Raw genomic sequence first — 16,953 nt, forward strand, 5'->3', positions numbered from 1 at the left:
CGTGCCGACCCTACGGTCACCGGCATGAGAAACGGGTCCCAGGAGTGTGACGGCGCGGCCGTGGTCGCCACCCCGCTGCCCGGGATCCCCGGCGGCCTGCTGGTGGTGCACGACGGCCGGAACACCCCGGAGGCCCCGGGCGAGGACGGCGAGGCCCGGACGGACACCAACTTCAAGTTCCTGGACGCCGGTTTCCCGCGCCCGACCCACTGATCCGCGCGCACACCGGGCCGCTCCGCGCCACCGGGGCGGCCCGGTCGCCCGGTCGGTGAAGGTTTTCACACATCCTTGTTTCAATATCGTGGCCCCGGCGCATACTTGCGGTCGACCGGTACCCCTTCTCGAGGACTGGATCGTCTGCCATGAGCGCACCGCTGCGCCCGCGTCCGGCGGCCCCACGTGGAGCCGCCGCACCGTCGGGCGGCGCCCTTCCCGGCGCCTCGGTCACCACCCCCCGCTTCCTCACCGTCGGCGTCATCGGCGCCGGTCGGGTCGGTGCCGTGCTGGGCGCCGCGCTCACCGCCGCCGGTCACCGGGTGGTCGCCGCCGCCGGGGTCTCCGGCGCCAGCCGTGCCCGGTTGGCCCTGCTGCTGCCCGGCGTCCCCCGCCGCTCCGCCACCTCGGTGGCCCGGGCGGCCACCGACCTGCTGCTGCTCGCCGTCCCGGACGACGCGCTCGCCGGGGTGGTCGCCGGCCTGGCCGACAGCGGCGCGCTCCGCCCCGGCCAGGTGGTCGCGCACACCTCCGGCGCGCACGGGCTGGCCGTGCTCGCCCCGGCCGCGGCCGTCGGCGCCCGGCCGCTGGCCCTGCACCCCGCGATGACCTTCACCGGTACGCCGGACGACCTCGGCCGGCTCGCCGGCATCTCGTACGGGGTGACCGCCCCGGCCGAGCTGCGCCCGCTGGCCGCCCGGCTGGTCGCCGACCTCGGCGGCGTGCCCGAGTGGGTGGGCGAGGCCGACCGGCCGCTCTACCACGCGGCGCTGGCGCACGGCGCCAACCACCTGGTGACCCTGGTCAACGAGGCGGCCGACCGGCTGCGCGACGCCGGGGTGGCCCAGCCGGAGAAGGTGCTCGCCCCGCTGCTGCGGGCCGCCCTGGAGAACGCGCTGCGGCTCGGCGACGACGCGCTGACCGGCCCGGTGTCCCGGGGCGACGCCGGCACGGTGGAACGGCACCTGGCCCGGCTCGCCGCCACCGCGCCGGAGTCGGTCGCGCCCTACCTGGCGCTGGCCCGGCGCACCGCGGACCGCGCCATCGCCGCCGGCCGGCTGCGCCCGGTCGACGCGGAGTCGCTGCTCGGCGTGCTGGCCGGGACGGCGCGGGAGGTGGCCGCGTGAGCGCGAGGAGTGAGTCGGGTTCGCAGTCGCGAACGAAGGCGGCACGGTGATCGAGCAGGTGACGACCGGCGGAGGTGCCGCGTGACAGAACTGGTGCACACCCGCGCCGACCTGGCCGCGGCGCGTGACGGGGGCAAGGGCACCATGGGCGTGGTGATGACCATGGGCGCCCTGCACTCGGGGCACGAGACGCTGCTGCGCGCCGCCCGCGAGCGGGCCGACCACGTGCTGGTCACCATCTTCGTGAACCCGCTGCAGTTCGGCCCGAACGAGGACTTCGACCGCTATCCGCGCACCCTCGACGCCGACCTGGAGGTCTGCCGGCGGGCCGGCGCCGACCTGGTCTTCGCCCCGTCGGTGGCGGAGATGTACCCGGACGGCGAGCCCCGCGTCCGGGTGAATCCGGGCCCGCTCGGCGAGGACCTGGAGGGGCACAGCCGGCCCGGCTTCTTCCACGGGGTGCTCACCGTGGTGCTGAAGCTGCTCCAGCTCACCCGCCCGGATCTGGCGTTCTTCGGGGAGAAGGACTACCAGCAGCTGACCCTGGTGCGGCGGATGGCCCGGGACTTCGACGTGCCGGTCGAGGTGGTCGGCGTGCCGACCGTGCGGGAGCCGGACGGGTTGGCGCTGTCCAGCCGCAACCGCTACCTCTCGCCCGCCGACCGGCAGGCCGCGCTGAGCCTCTCGGCGGCGCTGCGGGCCGGCGCGGAGGCCGCCGACCGGGGCCGGGACGCGGGCGCCGTGCTGGCCGCCGCGCACGCCGGATTCGGCGCCGGCACGCCCGGCGCGCGGCTGGACTACCTGGTGCTCACCGACCCGGACCTGGAGCCGGGGCCGGTCACCGGCCCGGCCCGGCTGCTCATCGCGGCCTGGGTCGGCGAGACCCGGCTCATCGACAACGCGGCGATCCGGCTCGCCCCCCGATCCTGAACCCCACCACGCTCGCGCGAAAGGCACCCCGATGCTGCGGACCATGCTCAAGTCGAAGATCCACCGGGCCACGGTGACCCAGGCCGACCTGCACTACGTCGGCTCGGTGACCGTCGACCAGGATCTGCTGGACGCCGCGGACCTGCTCCCCGGCGAGCAGGTGGCGATCGTGGACATCACCAACGGCGCCCGGCTGGAGACGTACGTCATCCCGGGCGAGCGGGGCAGCGGCGTGATCGGCATCAACGGGGCCGCGGCCCACCTGGTGCACCCCGGCGACCTGGTCATCCTGATCTCGTACGGGCAGATGGACGACGCCGAGGCCCGCGCCTACCGGCCGCGGGTGGTGCACGTCGACGCCGACAACCGGGTGATCGAGTTGGGCGCCGACCCGGCCGGGGTGGCCCCGGGCATGGCCGGCGACCCGGTGCCCAGCCCGTTCGCCGCCGTCTGAGCCGTTCCGCCCCGGCCGGCCCGTCGCGGCCGGCCGTTCCGGCAGCAGCCGGCCGGCCTCGGTGGCGCGCACCCGGCCGCGGTCACCAGTGGGCGGGCGGGTGGTTTCCGACCGCAGCTCCGGTCTGTCACCTGACGGTCATGACTGGTTACCCTGAGCACACCGTCGGAGGACGGTCGGTGGCTGGGGGAGGCCCGCGGATGCGCCGTCTGATGACCACCCTGCTCGCGGCGGTCGTCACGGCCGCCCTGCTGACCGGCTGCGCCGGCGCCGGTGGCCTGGACGGCGACCTAATCGACGATGGGCCGCCCTGCCCCCGCCGGGGCCGTTCACCCCGGCGGCCGGGGCCTGCCACGAGGCCGACTTCACCGACGTGGTGCCGCTGTCGGCGTACCAGCCGGTGGACTGCGCCGCTCCGCACCGGGTGGAGACCGTGCACGTCGGCGCGTTCCCGCCCGCGCGGGCGACCCCGCCGGCCAGCGGCTCGCCGGAGTTGCGGGGCGCGTTCGCCGAGTGCGACGCCCGGGCCACCGGCTACGTCGGCGACGAGTGGCGCGCCGGGCGGCTGCGGTTGGCGGTGGCGCTCCCCTCCGGCCCCGGCTGGGCGGCCGGCTCCCGCTGGTTCCGCTGCGACCTGTCCGAACTGACCACGGTCGAGGCGGCGGCCACCGTGGTGACCCGCACCGGCAGCCTGCGCGACGCCCTCCGGGGGCCGTCTCCGCTGCGGCTGGGCTGCCAGCAGACCCGGTCCGGCCGGGGCGGCGGCGTGCAGACCCTGCTCCCGGTGGACTGCGCTGCGCCACCCGGCACGACGCCGAGTTCGTCGGGGTGTGGCGGGCGCCGGACGTGCCGTACCCGACCCGGGACGCCGACTGGGCGCCGCTCTACACCGGCTGCCGTTCGGTCCTCACCCGGTACGTCGGGGTGCCGGACGAGGCGGACCTGCGCTTCCGCAGCGGGGTGGTGGTCCGCCCGCCGGGCGCCGGGCGGTGGCGGGTGGGTGACCGGGGGGTCCGCTGCCACCTCTGGCTCAGCGACCGTACGGTGACCGGCTCGCTGAAGGGCGCCGGCCAGGCCGGCCTGCCGGTGCGCACGAAGTAGCCGGTGACCGCCACTCGTGCCGGCGAGGGCCGGGACGCCGTAGCCCAAACCACTCGTCACGCCCCCGCCGCCCGGGGCAAGGAACGTTCGGGTTGACTGGGGGCATGGACCTTCCGACCGTCGACCTTCCGGCCGTCGACCTTCCGGCGCTGCCCGCGCTGCTGGCCGCGCCCGCGCCCGGCTGGGTGGAGACCACCGACGTGCTCGTGGTGGGCTCCGGGGTGGCCGGGCTCACCGCCGCGCTGCACCTGCGCGAGGCGGGGCTGCACGTCACCGTGGTCACGAAGGTCAACATCGACGAGGGATCGACCCGTTGGGCGCAGGGCGGCATCGCCGCGGTGCTCGACCCGCACGACACCCCGGCCGCGCACGCCGTGGACACCGAGGTCGCCGGGGTCGGTCTCTGCGACCCGGCCGCGGTGCGGGTGCTGGTCGAGGAGGGACCGACCCGGCTGCGCGAGCTGATGCGGATCGGCGCCGAGTTCGACCGCAACCCGGACGGCTCGCTGATGCTCACCCGGGAGGGCGGGCACCGGACCAACCGGATCGTGCACGCCGGCGGCGACGCGACCGGGGCCGAGGTGCAGCGGGCGCTGCACGCGGCGGTACGCCGCGACCCGTGGATCCGGCTGGTCGAGCACGCCCTGGTGCTGGACCTGCTCCGGGCGCCCGGTGACGGCCCCGACGGGCTCGGCCCGGCCTGCGGGATCACCCTGCACGTGCTGGGCGAGGGCAGCGAGGACGGGGTGGGCGCGATCCTGGCCCGAGCGGTGGTGCTGGCCACCGGCGGGCTGGGGCAGGTCTTCGCGGCCACCACCAATCCCGCGGTGTCCACCGGCGACGGGGTGGCGCTGGCCATGCGGGCCGGCGCGGCCGTCACCGACGTGGAGTTCGTTCAGTTCCACCCGACCGCGCTGATCGTGCCGGAGCACGCCCGGGTGCCCGGCGCCGGGCACGCCCAGCAGCCGCTGGTCTCCGAGGCGCTGCGCGGCGAGGGCGCCCACCTGGTCGACGCCGACGGCAAGCGGTTCATGGTCGGCCAGCACGAGCTGGCCGAGCTGGCGCCCCGGGACGTGGTGGCCAAGGGCATCCACCGGGTGTTGCTGGCCACCGGGGCCGACCACGTCTTCCTCGACGCCCGGCACCTCGGCGGGGACTGGCTGGCCAAGCGGTTCCCCACCATCGTGGCGTCCTGCCTGGCCATCGGGGTGGACCCGGCGGTCGACCTGATCCCGGTCGCCCCGGCCGCCCACTACGCCTCCGGCGGCGTCCGCACCGACCTGCACGGGCGCACCTCGATCCCCGGCCTGTACGCCTGCGGCGAGGTCGCCTGCACCGGCGTGCACGGCGCGAACCGGCTGGCCAGCAACTCGCTGCTGGAGGGGCTGGTCTTCTCCCGCCGGATCGCCGAGCACATCGCCACCGGCCTGCCGGAGCAGGCGCAGCCCGCGCGGACCGGCGCCTGGGTCGGCGGCGCGGGCTGGGTGGTGCCGGCCGCCGCGACCCCGGTCCTGCAACGGGCGATGACCCGGGGCGCCGGCGTGCTCCGCTCGGCGGCGACGCTGGCCGAGACCGCGGCCATCCTGGGCGACCTGGGCTCCGGGCGGGGCACCCCGCGCACCGCCGACTGGGAGGCGACGAACCTGGTCACCGTGGCGTCGACGCTGGTCGCCGCCGCGTACGCCCGCCGGGAGACCCGGGGTTGCCACTGGCGGGAGGACTTCCCGACGGCCGACGAGCGGTGGCTGGGCCACCTGGTCGGCGCGATCGGGGCGCAGGGCCGGTTGGCGCAGCAGTGGGAGGAGACGCGATGACGGAGTCGACGGAGCGGGAGTTGCGGGCGGCCGGCCTGGACCCGGCCCGGGTGCGCCGGGTGATCGAGGACGCCCTCGTCGAGGACCTGGGCCCGGACTTCCTCGACGTCACCAGCGTCGCCACCATCCCGGCCGAGCAGACCGACACCGCCGACCTGGTGGCCCGCGCCGACGGTGTGGTGGCCGGGCTGGCCGTCGCGGCGGCGGTGTTCGAACTGGTCGGCGAGGTGACCGGCGGCGCGCGTACGGTCGAGGTGTCGCTGGTGGCCCGGGACGGCGAGCGGGTGGCCCGCGGCGACGTGCTGGCCACCGTGACCGGCCCGACCCGGCTGCTGCTCACCGCCGAGCGCACCGCACTCAACCTGCTCTGCCGGATGTCCGGGGTGGCCACCCACACCCGGGCCTGGGCGGATGCGCTGGCCGGCACCAAGGCGATGGTGCTCGACACCCGCAAGACCACCCCGGGCCTGCGCGCCCTGGAGAAGTACGCGGTCCGCGCCGGCGGCGGCACCAACAAGCGGATGGGCCTGCACGACGTCGCGATGATCAAGGACAACCACAAGCTGGCGGCCGGCGGCATCACCCCGGCGTACCAGCGGGTCCGGGCGGCGTTCCCGGACGTGCCGGTGCAGGTGGAGGTGACCACGCTGGCCGAGGCGGTGGACGCGGTCGAGGCCGGCGCCGGCTTCCTGCTCTGCGACAACATGACGCCGGAGACGCTGACCGAGGTGGTGGCCGCGGTCGGCGACCGGGCCGAGCTGGAGGCGACCGGCGGGCTGACCCTGGCGGTGGCCGCCCGGTACGCGGCGACCGGCGTCGACTTCCTCTCGGTCGGCGCGTTGACCCACTCCTCGCCCATCCTCGACATCGCCATGGACCTGCGCACCGAGTGACCCCGCGGCCCGTGGCCGGAGCCGGTTCGGCGGCGCCGGCCGGGCGGGGCGCTGGGCTCCGCCTCCGCGGGTGATTCAGGCCGCCGCGCGGGCGGGTAAAGCCGTCGGGCCCACCAGGTTGAAGATCACCTGGCTCTCGGTGTCGTCCCGGTGGTCCAGGCCGTACTTGGCCCGAAAGAGCTGGAGCGCCCGGTGGTAGACGCCGGGCTCCAGCTCGTCGGCCTCGCCCAGGGTGAAGGTCTGGCCGGCGGCCTCCGGCCGCTGGAGCACCACGCTCAGCCCGGCCAGGCCGTGCCGGGCCACGTTGCGGACCAGGTCGCTGCCGGCGATGTACCAGGTGCCGTCGACCCGCACGTAGCGCGCCTCGCAGGTCTCCAGGTCCCGCCCGTCCTGACGCAGGCACAGCTGCAGGCTCAGGCAGGAGTCGAGGTCGCGCACCGGGGCCGTCTCCCACAGCTCGGTGAACCGGTCGTCTACGAACTCGCCGAGCGGGGTGTTGACGAACGCCTCGATCTGCTGGGCGTCGAAGGTCTTGCCGCTGACCGGGAAGAACGAGATGTACGCCTTGTCGTCCCAGCGGTACATCTGCACTGACGGCGCGGTGCTGTAGAGGCGCACCCGCAGCCGGGACCGGGAGGCCGGCGGCAGCTGCTGCTGGAGCCGGCCGAAGTGGTAGAGGTTGTTCATGATCGCGATGGCCGCGTCCGAGCGACGCAGCTCCTCGGCGCGTAGCCGGACCGCCGGCGAGTCCGGGTCGAGCAGCAGCACCCGGACCGTCGCGCCGTTGGCCAGCGCCACCCGCAGCGCGGAGAGGAACCGGTTGGTGTACGGCCCCTCCAGCATGCTGGTGAACGTCTCCAGGATCGCGACGATCTCCCGGGAGTTGGCCACCCGTTCGATCAGCGCGTCCCGGTCCAGCCGGGGGTGCTCGATGATGCTCACCGTCTGGAGCTCGCGGAAGAGCGGGTTGAGCACCACGTAGGTCAGCAGCGTCATGATCAGGGCGGCGCCGATGTTGAGGTAGAGGTCGCCGCGGAAGGTCTGCCCGGAACGCCAGGCCTGCAGGATCATCCAGAGCGCACCGCCGGCCAGCGCGGCCAGCACCAGCACATGCCGGCGGCGCCGGCGCAATGTGTTGCGCCCGCGCGCCCACCACATCCCCGACATGTCCGCTCCCCGTCCGGCCCCGCCGTGGATAGACCTATGTTCATGTCGCGATGCCGTTCAGGATACGGTTCGCCGGCCGCTGCGCGCCCGCCCGTACGTGGGTTGTCTAGGCTGCGTGCGTGCTGCTCTGCATCGACATCGGAAACACCAACACCGTGCTGGCGACCTTCGACGGCGACAAGCTGGTGCACTCCTGGCGGATCAAGACCGATGCCCGGTCGACGGCGGACGAGCTGGGGCTGAAGTTCCGGGGGCTGCTCGCCGGGGACGCCGTCGAGATCACCGGGGTGGCCGCCTGCTCCACCGTGCCGGCCGCGTTGCGCTCGCTGCGCACGATGCTGTCCCGCTACTACGCGGACCTGCCGAGCGTGATCGTCGAGCCCGGGGTGCGGACGGGTGTACAGCTCGCCATCGACAACCCCAAGGAGGTGGGCGCAGACCGGGTGGTGAACACGCTGGCCGCGTACACCCTCTACGGCGGGCCGTCCATCGTGGTGGACTTCGGCACCACCACCAACTTCGACGTGATCAGCGGCCGGGGCGAGTTCCTCGGCGGCGCCTTCGCCCCCGGCATCGAGATCTCCTTCGACGCGCTCGCCGCCCGCGCGGCCCAGCTACGAAAGGTCGAGGCCACCCGGCCCCGCTCGGTGATCGGCAAGAACACCGTCGAGTGCCTCCAGTCCGGCCTCTACTTCGGCTTCGCCGGCCAGGTGGACCGGATCGTCGAGCGGATGACCGAGGAGCTGGGCGAGGTGCGGGCGGTGATCGCCACCGGCGGTCTCGCCTCGCTGGTGATCAACGAGTGCCGGACGATCACCCACCACGAGCCGATGATCACGCTCATCGGCCTGCGGATGGTCTACGAGCGCAACGTCTGACCCGGCGTCGGTCGGGCCAGGCCGGAAACCCGGGTGGTTCAGCGCCGTCGGGCGCGGAACACCAGCGTCCGGTACGGCAGCTCGACCGTCTCCCGCCCGGCCAGGTCGGGGTGGGTGGCGAAGAGCTCCCGCAGATCCCGGTCGATCTTCTCCTGCTCCTCCGCCGGCGCGGTGATCCAGTACGAGCGGGTGTGCAGCAGCCCGATCACCTCGTCGGGGGTGAGCGTGGTCGCGTGGGCGAACTCGCCCAGCTCGACCGGTCCGAACGCGGCGCCGAAGTCGGCGTACTTCTCGGTCACGTTTCCGGCGTTGTCCCCGAGGTGGGCGATCCGGGTCAGCTCCGCCACCCAGGCGACCCCTTCGTCCCGGACGTTCCAGATCGGCGCGAAGACGCCCCCGGGGCGGACCACCCGGGCGATCTCCGGGTGCGCCCGTTCCCGGTCGAACCAGTGGTACGCCTGACCGACGACGACCGCGTCGGCCGCGCCGTCGGGCAGCGGTACGGACTCCGCGCTGCCCGCCAGGGCGACGGCGCCCGGGGTCGCGGCGTCGAGCTGGGCCCGCATCCCGGGGTCGGGTTCCACCGGCACCACCTGGTGGCCGAGGGCCAGCACCTCGCGGGTCAGGATGCCGGTGCCGGCGCCCAGGTCCACCACCCGGGCGGACCGGCCCAGCCCGTCGAGTGCCCAACGGACCGCCTCCCGCGGATAGCGGGGCCGGAGCCGGTCGTAGTCGGCCGCCACGGCACCGAACGAGAGTGCTTGAGTGGGATCGGTCATGGCGGGCAGGTTATCCGGTAACCGGCAACTGGGTGCTTGAGTACGCTCGGGGGTTGACCCCGCCGAACATCTCCCTCTGAGGAAGCGTGCCGTGACCGAGCAGAAGCCCGTGCCAGTCGACCCCGCCGACGACCTTCCCGAGCAGATGAAGGTCCGCCGGGAGAAGCGGGACCGGATGCTCGCCGACGGCGTCGAGCCGTACCCGGTCGGCTTCCCGCGGACCAGCACCCTGGCCCAGATCCGCGAGCGCTACGCCGACCTGCCCACCGACACCGCCACCGGCGACCGGGTCTCGGTCACCGGGCGGGTGATCTTCGTACGCAACACCGGCAAGCTCTGCTTCGCCACCCTGCGCGACGGTGACGGCACCGAGCTGCAGGCGATGCTCTCCCTCGACCGGGTCGGCCCGGAGCGGCTGGAGGACTGGAAGCGTCTGGTGGACCTCGGCGACCTCGTCGGGGTGACCGGCGAGGTGATCACCAGCCGCCGGGGCGAGCTGTCGGTACTGGTCGAGCAGTGGGCGGTCACCGCCAAGGCGCTGCGCCCGTTGCCGGTGGCGCACAAGCCGCTCAGCGAGGAGGCCCGGGTCCGGCAGCGCTACGTCGACCTGATCGTCCGCCCGCAGGCGCGGCAGATGGTGCGCACCCGGGCGGCGACCGTACGCAGCCTCCGCGATTCCCTGCACGAGCAGGGTTACCTCGAGGTGGAGACGCCGATGCTGCAGTTGCTGCACGGCGGCGCGGCGGCCCGCCCATTCGTGACCCACAGCAATGCGCTCAACACCGATCTGTATCTGCGAATCGCCCCGGAACTGTTTCTGAAGCGGGCCGTGGTCGGCGGTGTCGAGCGGGTCTTCGAGATCAACCGCAACTTCCGTAATGAGGGCGTCGACTCTTCGCACTCGCCGGAGTTCGCGATGCTGGAGGCCTACCAGGCGTACGGCGACTACGACACGATGGCCGAGCTGACCCGTAATCTCGTGCAGCGGGCGGCGATCGCGGTCAGCGGCTCGACGGTGGTCACCCACGCCGACGGGCGGGAGTTCGACCTGGGCGGCGAGTGGCGTTCGGTGACCCTCTACGGGGCGCTTTCGGAGGCGCTCGGCGAAGAGGTCACGGTGCGCACCGAGCGGGCCCGGCTGGTCGAATACGCGGACAAGGTCGACCTCGCCGTCGACCCGAAGTGGGGGCCCGGCAAGCTGGCCGAGGAGCTCTTCGAGGAGTTGGTCGTCCCCGGCCTGCAGGCGCCCACCTTCGTCCGTGACTACCCGGAGGAGACCAGCCCGCTGACCCGCGCGCACCGCACCGAGCCGGGGCTGGCCGAGAAGTGGGACCTCTACGTCCTCGGCTTCGAGCTCGGCACGGCGTACTCCGAGCTGGTCGACCCGGTGGTGCAGCGGGAACGGCTGGTGGCCCAGGCGCAGCTCGCCGCCCGGGGTGACGACGAGGCCATGCGGCTCGACGAGGACTTCCTCCGCGCGATGGAGTACGGAATGCCGCCGGCCGGGGGTATGGGAATGGGAATCGACCGACTGCTGATGGCGCTCAGCGGCCTGGGAATTCGGGAAACGATCCTGTTCCCGTTGGTGCGCCAGGAGTAGTCGCAACACCCTCGACGGATCGATACCGCATCCTATTGACGCCCCGCGCGTCGTACGGGCTATTGTTCTTGCGAGTTTGCAGGTGCACCCTGCTCGAAAGGAATGTGGGACGTGGCCAAGCAGATCATTCACAAGCTGGTCGATGACCTGGACGGCGGGGACGCTGACGAGACCGTCAAGTTCGCGCTCGACGGCGTTCAGTACGAGATCGACCTGTCCAGTTCCAACGCAGAGAAATTGCGTGAGGTATTCGCGCCGTACGTCGGGGCCGGCACCAAGGTGGGTCGGGGCGGCGTGGTCGTCGGCGGCCGGGCCGCGCGCGGCCGGGGCGGCGCCACCGCCGACCGGGAGCAGAACAAGGCGATCCGGGCCTGGGCCAAGAAGGCCGGCAAGGACATCTCCGACCGGGGCCGGATCCCTCAGGAGATCGTCGACGAGTACCACGCCACGCGCTGACCCCGCGGTCACCGGGCGACACGACGCCGGGCCGGAGCACGTCTCCGGGCCGGCGTCGCCGTATCCGCCCAGCGTTCGCATCCGGCCCCGGATGCGCGATAGCCGACAAACCGGACAGGCGGCCTCCTCGACGGCCCGGACCGCCGGGTCGCGCCGGAACCGGACCCGGCCCCGCCGGGAAGAATCCCCGTGGGGCGGGCGTTGTCCACAGCCGGTGGAGAAGTTTTCCACAACCTGTGGATGACAGTCGGGTGGCCCCCTGCGCCGGCCGCGCCGACGTCATACCCGGCCGTGCGGGTGCCATCGGGGCCCGCGCGGGCCGTCCGGAAGGGTGTCGCACCGCGAGGAGAATTTCGCTCTGCGCGTAGCGCCGGGGGTACCGGAACACCTCCTGAGCGCGGACGGTTGTGCAAAACGACGCGTACACGGCTCCTGCCGGAGACACACGACCTCAGCTGAGTCGGTCCGCGGCGATAGAGTAATGAGGCAAGGACGCCCGTCCCGGGCGTCCGCGCACCGGCCCCGCCAAGATCTTTGACCATCAAGGCGCACGGCACGTGAGGAGCACGAGGGCATGTTCGAGCGGTTCACCGACCGAGCGCGACGGGTTGTCGTCCTGGCCCAGGAAGAGGCCCGGATGCTCAACCACAACTACATCGGTACGGAGCACATCCTGCTGGGCCTGATCCACGAGGGTGAGGGCGTCGCGGCAAAGGCCCTGGAGAGCCTCGGCATCTCCCTCGAGGGCGTCCGCCAGCAGGTCGAGGAGATCATCGGCCAGGGCCAGCAGGCGCCGAGCGGGCACATCCCGTTCACGCCGCGGGCCAAGAAGGTGCTGGAGCTGTCGCTGCGCGAGGCGCTGCAGCTCGGCCACAACTACATCGGCACGGAGCACATCCTGCTCGGTCTGATCCGCGAGGGTGAGGGCGTCGCCGCCCAGGTGCTGGTCAAGCTCGGTGCGGACCTCAACCGGGTCCGCCAGCAGGTGATCCAGCTGCTCTCCGGCTACCAGGGCAAGGAGCCGGCCGCGGCGGGCGCCGCGCCGGGCGAGGCCGCGCCGTCCACCAGCCTCGTGCTGGACCAGTTCGGCCGCAACCTGACCCAGGCCGCCCGCGAGGGCAAGCTCGACCCGGTCATCGGGCGCGAGAAGGAAATCGAGCGGGTCATGCAGGTGCTCTCCCGCCGTACCAAGAACAACCCGGTCCTGATCGGTGAGCCCGGCGTCGGTAAGACCGCCGTGGTGGAGGGGCTGTCCCAGAAGATCATCAAGGGCGAGGTGCCCGAGACGCTGAAGGACAAGCAGCTCTACACGCTCGACCTCGGTGCGCTGGTCGCCGGATCCCGCTACCGCGGTGACTTCGAGGAGCGCCTCAAGAAGGTGCTCAAGGAGATCCGCACCCGGGGCGACATCATCCTGTTCATCGACGAGATCCACACCCTGGTGGGTGCGGGTGCCGCCGAGGGCGCGATCGACGCGGCGAGCATCCTCAAGCCGATGCTGGCCCGTGGCGAGCTGCAGACCATCGGCGCCACCACCCTCGACGAATACCGCAAGCACCTGGAGAAGGACGCCGCCCTCGAGCGCCGGTTCCAGCCGATCCAGGTGGGTGAGCCGTCCCTGGCCCACACCATCGAGATCCTCAAGGGGCTGCGCGACCGCTACGAGGCGCACCACCGGGTGAGCATCACCGACGCGGCCCTGGTCGCGGCGGCGACGCTGGCCGACCGCTACATCTCCGACCGCTTCCTGCCGGACAAGGCGATCGACCTGATCGACGAGGCCGGTGCCCGGATGCGGATCCGTCGGATGACCGCGCCGCCAGACCTGCGCGACTTCGACGAGCGCATCGCCCAGGTGCGTCGCGACAAGGAGTCCGCGATCGACGCGCAGGACTTCGAGCGCGCCGCGCAGCTGCGCGACAAGGAGAAGCAGCTCCTCGGCCAGAAGGCGCAGCGGGAGAAGGAGTGGAAGGCCGGTGACCTGGACGTCGTCAGCGAGGTCGACGACGAGCAGATCGCCGAGGTGCTCGGCAACTGGACCGGCATCCCGGTCTACAAGCTGACCGAGGAGGAGACCTCGCGCCTGCTGCGCATGGAGGACGAGCTGCACAAGCGCGTCATCGGCCAGGAGGACGCGGTCAAGGCGGTGTCCAAGGCGATCCGGCGTACCCGCGCCGGGCTGAAGGACCCGAAGCGTCCCTCGGGCTCGTTCATCTTCGCCGGCCCGTCCGGCGTCGGTAAGACCGAGCTCTCCAAGGCGCTGGCCGAGTTCCTGTTCGGCAGCGAGGACGCCCTCATCCAGCTGGACATGTCCGAGTTCCACGACCGCTACACGGTCTCCCGGCTGGTGGGTGCCCCTCCCGGCTACGTCGGCTACGACGAGGGCGGGCAGCTGACCGAGAAGGTGCGGCGTCGGCCGTTCTCGGTGGTCCTCTTCGACGAGATCGAGAAGGCCCACCCGGACGTGTTCAACACGCTGCTCCAGATCCTGGAGGACGGTCGGCTCACCGACGGTCAGGGTCGGATCGTGGACTTCAAGAACACGGTCATCATCCTGACCACCAACCTGGGCACGCGCGACGTGGCCAAGGCGGTGTCGCTCGGCTTCCAGGCGTCGGAGGACTCGGAGTCCAACTACGACCGGATGAAGCAGAAGGTCAACGACGAGCTCAAGCAGCACTTCCGGCCTGAGTTCCTGAACCGGATCGACGACACCATCGTCTTCCACCAGCTGCGCGAGTCGGAGATCCTCTCGATCGTGGACATCATGATCGCGCGGATCGAGACGCAGCTGCGGAACAAGGACATGGGCCTGGAGCTGACCGACAACGCCAAGAAGTACCTGGCGAAGAAGGGCTTCGACCCGGTGCTCGGTGCGCGTCCGCTGCGTCGCACGATCCAGCGCGACATCGAGGACAACCTCTCCGAGCGGATCCTCTTCAACGAGCTGACCCCGGGTCAGATCGTGGTGGTGGACTGCGAGGGCGACCCGAGCAACATCGACAAGTCCAAGCTCGTCTTCCAGGGCGCCGACAAGCCGGTCGAAGTGCCGGACGCGGTCCCCGCCGACCTCGGCGGCACCGCCGCCGCGGGCGCGGACGAGTAAGGCTCGACAGCACGAGGGCGACGGCCCGGTGGCACCCGCCACCGGGCCGTCGCCCTTTCCGCTTCCAGCCACCGCACCCGCCCGCCCCGCGGCGCGCCAGCCCCCGGCCACCGCCCCCCGCCCGGCTCACCCGCTCGCCCCGCCCACCCGGAGCCTCAACAGGCGACCATGATTGTCTGATGTAAAGAAGGGGAAAGCGGGTCGGGGGACCTGCGGAGCATCAGACGATCATCAGCGGACTCGGGCCATCAGCGCGCTCACGCCATCAGCGAGCTCGGCCACCGGCAGGCCGGGCCGCTGGCGAGTTCAGGTCATCGGCCGGTCAGATCATGGGGGCGGGGAGCGGGTCGTCGCCGGCGAGGCGGAACGAGTCGGCGCCGACGGGCTCCACGAGGCCGTCCTGCACCAGTCCGGCCAGCGCACGGGACCGCTGCGCGTCGTCCGTCCACACCTGGTCGAGCCGCTGGCGCGGAACCGGCCCGGTGGCCTCCCGCAGCACCCCGAGCAGGAGCCCGCGGACCTGCCGGTCGGTGCCCGCGTACCGCTGGGGGCGGCGGGTCGGGCCGGTTGGCGCGGCCTGGCCGGAGGCGCGCCAGGCGCAGACCGACTCGACCGGGCACCGGTCGCAGCGCGGGGCGCGGGCGGTGCAGACGACCGCGCCGAGTTCCATGAAGGCCGCGCTGGCCAGCGCCGCGGCGGCCGGCTCGGCGGGCAGCAGCTCCTCGGTGGCGACCAGGTCCGCCGGCCGGGTCACCGGTCCGGCGTCCGGCTCGCCGGCCACCGCCCGGGAGACCACCCTCCGGACGTTGGTGTCCACCACCGGGTGCCGCTGCCCGTACGCGAACGCGGCCACCGCCCGGGCCGTGTACGTGCCGATGCCGGGCAGGGCCAGCAGCTGGTCCAGCCGGTCCGGCACCCGGCCGCCGTGCCGCTGCACGATCGCCACCGCGCACTCACGCAGCCGTACCGCCCGGCGGGGATAGCCGAGCCGCCCCCACATCCGGATCGCCTCGGCCGGGGTGTCCGCCGCGAGCGCGGACGGCTCCGGCCAGCGCGCCAGCCACGCCTGCCAGGCGGGAACGACCCGGGCCACCGGGGTCTGCTGGAGCATGACCTCGCTGACCAGGATCGCCCACGGGCTCACGTCGGGTCCGCGCCACGGCAGGTCACGGGCGTTCTCCTGGTACCACCGGCTGACCTGGGTGGTGAAGGTGGGTGCAGTCATCGCGGGGCCGATGATGTCACGCGCGGTGGTCCCGCGGATCGGGTGGCCCGGGCGGGGCGGCGCGGCGGCCACAGGCGGATCGGGCAGAATGCCCGGATGAACGAGCTCGCGATCACCGTCATCGGCCGGGACCGGCCGGGCATCGTGGCCGACGTCGCCGAGGTGCTGGCCCGGCTCGGCGCGAACCTCACCGACAGCACGATGACCCGGCTGCGGGGGCACTTCGCGATGACCCTGATCTGCGTCGGCCCGGCCGCCGCCGAGGTCGAGGCCGCCCTGGCCCCGCTCGCCGCCGACGGCCAGCTGCTGGCGACCGTCCGGGCGGTCACCCCCGACGGTGAGCTGGCCCCGGGCGGGGAGCCGTACGTGATGGCGGTGCACGGTGCCGACCGGATGGGCATCGTCGCGGCGATGACCCGGGTGCTCGCCGACGCGGGCGGCAACGTCACCGACCTGAGCACCCGCCTGGCCGGGACGCTCTACGTGGTCGTCGCCGAGGTGGACCTGCCGCCCGGCACCGCCGACGCGCTCGCCGGCCGGCTGACCGAGGCCGCCGCCGAGCTGGGCGTCGAGGTGACCCTCCGGCCGGCCGACCCGGATCTGTTGTGACCGGCGACGAGCGCGACCCGGACGCCGACGAGTACGCCGGCCTGGGCGACTGGAGCCCGGAGGCGCTGACCGTGCCGGGCGAGGTGCTCCCGGTGGTGGCCGCCCCGCACCCCGTGCTGAGCCGGGCCGGCGGTGAGGTGGACCCGACCGCCGCGGAGACCGTGCAGCTGGCCGCCGACCTTATCGCCACGATGCGCGTGTCGCCGGGCTGCGTCGGCCTGGCCGCCCCGCAGGTCGGAGTGGGTGCGCAGGTGTTCGCGGTGGACGTCACCGGCCATCCGAAGGCGGTCACCGTGCACGGCACCTTCGTGCTCTGCAACGCCCGGGTGGTCGAGGCGACCCGGTGGAAGCCGGGGCGCGAGGGGTGCATGTCCGTGCCCGACCTGACCGGCGACGTCAAGCGGGCCAGCCGGCTGGTGGTGGAGGCCGCCCTGCCCGGCACCGGCGCGCCCGTCCGGCTGGTGACCGACGGGTTCGAGGCGCGGGCCCTGCAACACGAGATCGACCACTGCGCCGGGTTGCTCTTCCTCGACCAGGTCGCCGGTGCGCACGCCGTCTACCAGCGCAAGGTCTATCTCTGAGCCGGATGCCGGCGGCCGCC

Annotated in this window: 15 protein-coding genes and 1 pseudogene; 13 read left to right on the top strand and 3 right to left on the bottom strand. The window is 73.2% G+C overall.

Going from position 1 to position 16,953, the window contains the following annotated elements; all coding sequences use genetic code 11:
- Positions 1-24 precede the first annotated feature (24 nt).
- The 7 genes and pseudogenes from ACVCAH_RS00745 to nadC all read left to right on the top strand — a co-directional run bounded on the left by ACVCAH_RS00745 (position 25) and on the right by nadC (position 6,532).
- On the top strand, positions 25-213 hold the full coding sequence (locus ACVCAH_RS00745) for a hypothetical protein (RefSeq protein ID WP_447134065.1): 189 nt from the start codon (positions 25-27) through the stop codon (positions 211-213).
- 149 nt (positions 214-362) lie between these two features.
- Entirely contained in the window at positions 363-1,340 is a 978-nt protein-coding gene (locus tag ACVCAH_RS00750) for a Rossmann-like and DUF2520 domain-containing protein (protein ID WP_447134066.1), read from the top strand.
- An 81-nt stretch (positions 1,341-1,421) separates the two neighbouring features.
- Positions 1,422-2,270 (top strand): pantoate--beta-alanine ligase, encoded by an 849-nt coding sequence (panC, locus tag ACVCAH_RS00755; protein ID WP_447134067.1) that lies wholly within the window; start codon positions 1,422-1,424, stop codon positions 2,268-2,270.
- 31 nt (positions 2,271-2,301) lie between these two features.
- On the top strand, positions 2,302-2,724 hold the full coding sequence (gene panD, locus ACVCAH_RS00760) for an aspartate 1-decarboxylase (protein ID WP_447134068.1): 423 nt from the start codon (positions 2,302-2,304) through the stop codon (positions 2,722-2,724).
- A gap of 200 nt (positions 2,725-2,924) precedes the next feature.
- Positions 2,925-3,825: pseudogene (locus ACVCAH_RS00765) on the top strand (septum formation family protein).
- A 104-nt stretch (positions 3,826-3,929) separates the two neighbouring features.
- The gene (locus ACVCAH_RS00770) at positions 3,930-5,639 is read left to right on the top strand and encodes an L-aspartate oxidase (protein ID WP_447134069.1); all 1,710 of its coding nucleotides are present in this window, start codon (positions 3,930-3,932) and stop codon (positions 5,637-5,639) included.
- Positions 5,636-6,532 carry a carboxylating nicotinate-nucleotide diphosphorylase gene (nadC, locus tag ACVCAH_RS00775; protein ID WP_447134070.1) on the top strand — a complete coding sequence of 299 codons (897 nt, stop codon included), beginning with the start codon at positions 5,636-5,638 and terminating at the stop codon, positions 6,530-6,532. The genes ACVCAH_RS00770 and nadC overlap by 4 nt, the downstream gene beginning before the upstream one ends.
- A 75-nt stretch (positions 6,533-6,607) precedes the next feature.
- Here nadC and ACVCAH_RS00780 read toward each other — a convergent pair whose 3' ends face one another.
- Complete coding sequence (locus ACVCAH_RS00780) at positions 6,608-7,699, bottom strand: hypothetical protein (RefSeq protein ID WP_447134071.1); 1,092 nt, start codon at positions 7,697-7,699, stop codon at positions 6,608-6,610.
- Positions 7,700-7,818: 119 nt separating this feature from the next.
- On the opposite strand from ACVCAH_RS00780, the gene ACVCAH_RS00785 reads away from it, so the two are divergent.
- On the top strand, positions 7,819-8,577 hold the full coding sequence (locus ACVCAH_RS00785) for a type III pantothenate kinase (RefSeq protein ID WP_302920649.1): 759 nt from the start codon (positions 7,819-7,821) through the stop codon (positions 8,575-8,577).
- Between the two features lie 38 nt (positions 8,578-8,615).
- On the opposite strand, the gene ACVCAH_RS00790 is transcribed toward ACVCAH_RS00785, so the two are convergent.
- Entirely contained in the window at positions 8,616-9,356 is a 741-nt protein-coding gene (locus ACVCAH_RS00790) for a class I SAM-dependent methyltransferase (RefSeq protein ID WP_447134072.1), read from the bottom strand.
- Between the two features lie 91 nt (positions 9,357-9,447).
- On the opposite strand from ACVCAH_RS00790, the gene lysS reads away from it, so the two are divergent.
- The 3 genes from lysS (at position 9,448) to ACVCAH_RS00805 (ending at position 14,518) form a co-directional block, all read left to right on the top strand.
- Positions 9,448-10,956, top strand: coding sequence for a lysine--tRNA ligase (lysS, locus tag ACVCAH_RS00795; RefSeq protein ID WP_447134073.1), 1,509 nt, complete (start codon positions 9,448-9,450; stop codon positions 10,954-10,956).
- Between the two features lie 111 nt (positions 10,957-11,067).
- A complete protein-coding gene (locus tag ACVCAH_RS00800) occupies positions 11,068-11,412 on the top strand; it encodes a histone-like nucleoid-structuring protein Lsr2 (protein ID WP_197700191.1) in 345 nt (114 codons plus the stop codon).
- A 574-nt stretch (positions 11,413-11,986) separates the two neighbouring features.
- Positions 11,987-14,518, top strand: a complete 2,532-nt coding sequence (locus tag ACVCAH_RS00805) for an ATP-dependent Clp protease ATP-binding subunit (RefSeq protein ID WP_447134074.1) — start codon at positions 11,987-11,989, stop codon at positions 14,516-14,518.
- A 322-nt stretch (positions 14,519-14,840) separates the two neighbouring features.
- Here the strand turns inward: ACVCAH_RS00805 and ACVCAH_RS00810 are convergent, their stop codons facing one another.
- Entirely contained in the window at positions 14,841-15,743 is a 903-nt protein-coding gene (locus ACVCAH_RS00810; RefSeq protein WP_447134075.1) for an A/G-specific adenine glycosylase, read from the bottom strand.
- A 96-nt stretch (positions 15,744-15,839) separates the two neighbouring features.
- Between ACVCAH_RS00810 and ACVCAH_RS00815 the strand changes: the two genes are divergently transcribed.
- On the top strand, positions 15,840-16,352 hold the full coding sequence (locus ACVCAH_RS00815) for a glycine cleavage system protein R (RefSeq protein ID WP_447134076.1): 513 nt from the start codon (positions 15,840-15,842) through the stop codon (positions 16,350-16,352).
- A complete protein-coding gene (locus ACVCAH_RS00820; RefSeq protein WP_447134077.1) occupies positions 16,349-16,933 on the top strand; it encodes a peptide deformylase in 585 nt (194 codons plus the stop codon). Before ACVCAH_RS00815 ends, ACVCAH_RS00820 begins: the two co-directional genes overlap by 4 nt.
- Positions 16,934-16,953 lie beyond the last annotated feature (20 nt).

Source organism: Micromonospora sp. LZ34, from assembly GCF_052981855.1.